Here is a 1,892-nt window from a genome sequence, read left to right as displayed (position 1 = left end):
GGTTTTGTTTTCTTTCTGCTACTCTCCAGTATTGGTCTAATTTTTTTAAATTGTTCTTTACTTATATCGCTTGGATAGCTTTTTTGCATAGATATACCTCTTTCTTAACTATGCTTATTCTACCTCATATTTTCGAGATCCTTAACAGGTTCTAAGGAAATTTGTGGCTTATTCCTCAAGATAACTTCTAAACTCTTGACAAAATTATGCCCATGCTGACCCATAGCATGGGTTTTCCCATTTATTGTATAATGATATAGCTTCTTATTTTCTATTATATGCTTATTGCACTGGTAGATATGCAGCTTATTCAATTTGCCAGAATATTCCTCTATTTCCTTATCTGGTAATTTTGAGCGGAATTCCTTGATTACTTCGCGTATTATTCTATTGATATTACTCATGCTTATTCCTAATTAATATGTTAGTATTTTTATAAATTAAGTTATTATATTAAAATTCTTTCATGGATTTCAATATTAGCTCCGCACTACTTGTAGTTTTTGTAATGGGTCTGCCAATGACGATATAATCAGCTCCTGAATTTATTGCTTCTTTTGGTGTTGCTGTTCTTTTTTGGTCGTCATGACCTGGATCTATACGAATTCCTGGAGTAATAATTTTAAAGTCTTCACCGCATTCTCGGCGCACTTCTTGAGCTTCTAGTGCAGAACAGACTACTCCATGGAGTCCAATCTTTTTTGCAAGCTTTGCAAGCAAAATTACCTGTGATTTTGCCTCTCTTGCTACTCCAAGCTCGTTTAAATCCTCATTGCTCATACTAGTTAGCACTGTCACTCCAATCAGCTTTATTTTTGTGCCTTGCACTACACTTAGCGCTTCTTCAAGCATTTTTGTTCCACCGCTGATGTGCAGAGTTAACATTTCAACGTTCAGAACTTTTATTACTTCAACTGTTTTAGTTACAGTGTTTGGAATGTCATGCAATTTCAGATCTAAAAAAATTGGTACATTGCATTTTGCAACTTCTTGCACTCCAGAGAGACCATGAGCAGCAAAAAATTCTAACCCAAGTTTTACCATACCAACTTTACCACGCAGAGTATTAGCTAGAGAAATAGCCTTATTTAAGTCTTGTGTATCCAGTGCGCATATTATTGGGTTCATTGTATACTTCCTTGCATGATTTATTTTATAATAAGACTAATTGTTGTATTTTCAAGTTCTTGCACTCTGATTGGATTGACTGTATTCATTTAATAGAGATAAAGGTTTGGTCGGAGTGGATAAACGACTGCTATATCCAGAATCTCTTGTATGTAAAGGAACAGATGTTTCGTCTGGCAATGATACATATATAAGATCTTCCAGCGAAGAAGCAGGCGTTTCGTCTGGCAAAAGTCGTGCAATTTCTTTTTGTAACGCAAGCTTTAATATTTGAGTCGTGTTTAATATTGCTTTTTCATCATTATCTCCTGTTAGTCCTTCTATTTGGTCTGTTATACAGTTTATCAACAGTTGCATAAAATTTACTTGTTCTTTCTTCTCTTTCAAAAAACCTTCTTCAAGTTGTTCTATTTGACTATCTCGCTCTAAAAGTGAATTTCTTAAACTTTTTACTTCATTATTACAATCTTTTCTTACCTCGTCTAACTCAAAAGACTGATTTTCAATTAAACCATTTGCTTCATCTAACTCTTCAAATTTCTTTTTTAATTCTTGAGATAAGTTTTTATTTTTCTGATTAATTTCTTTAAATCTACATTGTAGCTCATCTAATTCTACATAAAGTTCTTCTTGTCTTTTATATAATTCTTCTTTTTTATTATATAATATATGTTTTTCTTTACATAATCTTTCTATTTTCTTAGAACCTGTTTAAAATCTTCGTAATAGGAGAGAAATGAAGGAAAGGACAATCATTTGCAAGC

The 1,892-nt window shown here is 32.7% G+C and carries 3 protein-coding genes and 1 pseudogene; all 4 read right to left on the bottom strand.

What is annotated here, in order from left to right; translation table 11 throughout:
- Window positions 1–89: pseudogene (locus OZD63_RS00950) on the bottom strand (IS5/IS1182 family transposase); the annotation flags it as partial.
- A gap of 30 nt (window positions 90–119) precedes the next feature.
- Window positions 120–404: a hypothetical protein gene (locus OZD63_RS00945; RefSeq protein ID WP_275007859.1), complete on the bottom strand. Its 285-nt coding sequence runs from the start codon at window positions 402–404 to the stop codon at window positions 120–122.
- A gap of 49 nt (window positions 405–453) precedes the next feature.
- Window positions 454–1,128: an orotidine-5'-phosphate decarboxylase gene (gene pyrF / locus OZD63_RS00940; RefSeq protein ID WP_274979455.1), complete on the bottom strand. Its 675-nt coding sequence runs from the start codon at window positions 1,126–1,128 to the stop codon at window positions 454–456.
- 51 nt (window positions 1,129–1,179) lie between these two features.
- Window positions 1,180–1,515, bottom strand: a complete 336-nt coding sequence (locus OZD63_RS00935; RefSeq protein WP_275007857.1) for a hypothetical protein — start codon at window positions 1,513–1,515, stop codon at window positions 1,180–1,182.
- Window positions 1,516–1,892: the final 377 nt, after the last annotated feature.

The sequence above is a fragment of the Wolbachia endosymbiont of Drosophila leontia genome (genome assembly GCF_028981785.1).
Classification (GTDB): domain Bacteria; phylum Pseudomonadota; class Alphaproteobacteria; order Rickettsiales; family Anaplasmataceae; genus Wolbachia; species Wolbachia pipientis.
Note: the sequence above shows the minus strand (reverse complement) of the source record. Positions and strands in the feature narration are given on the sequence as shown.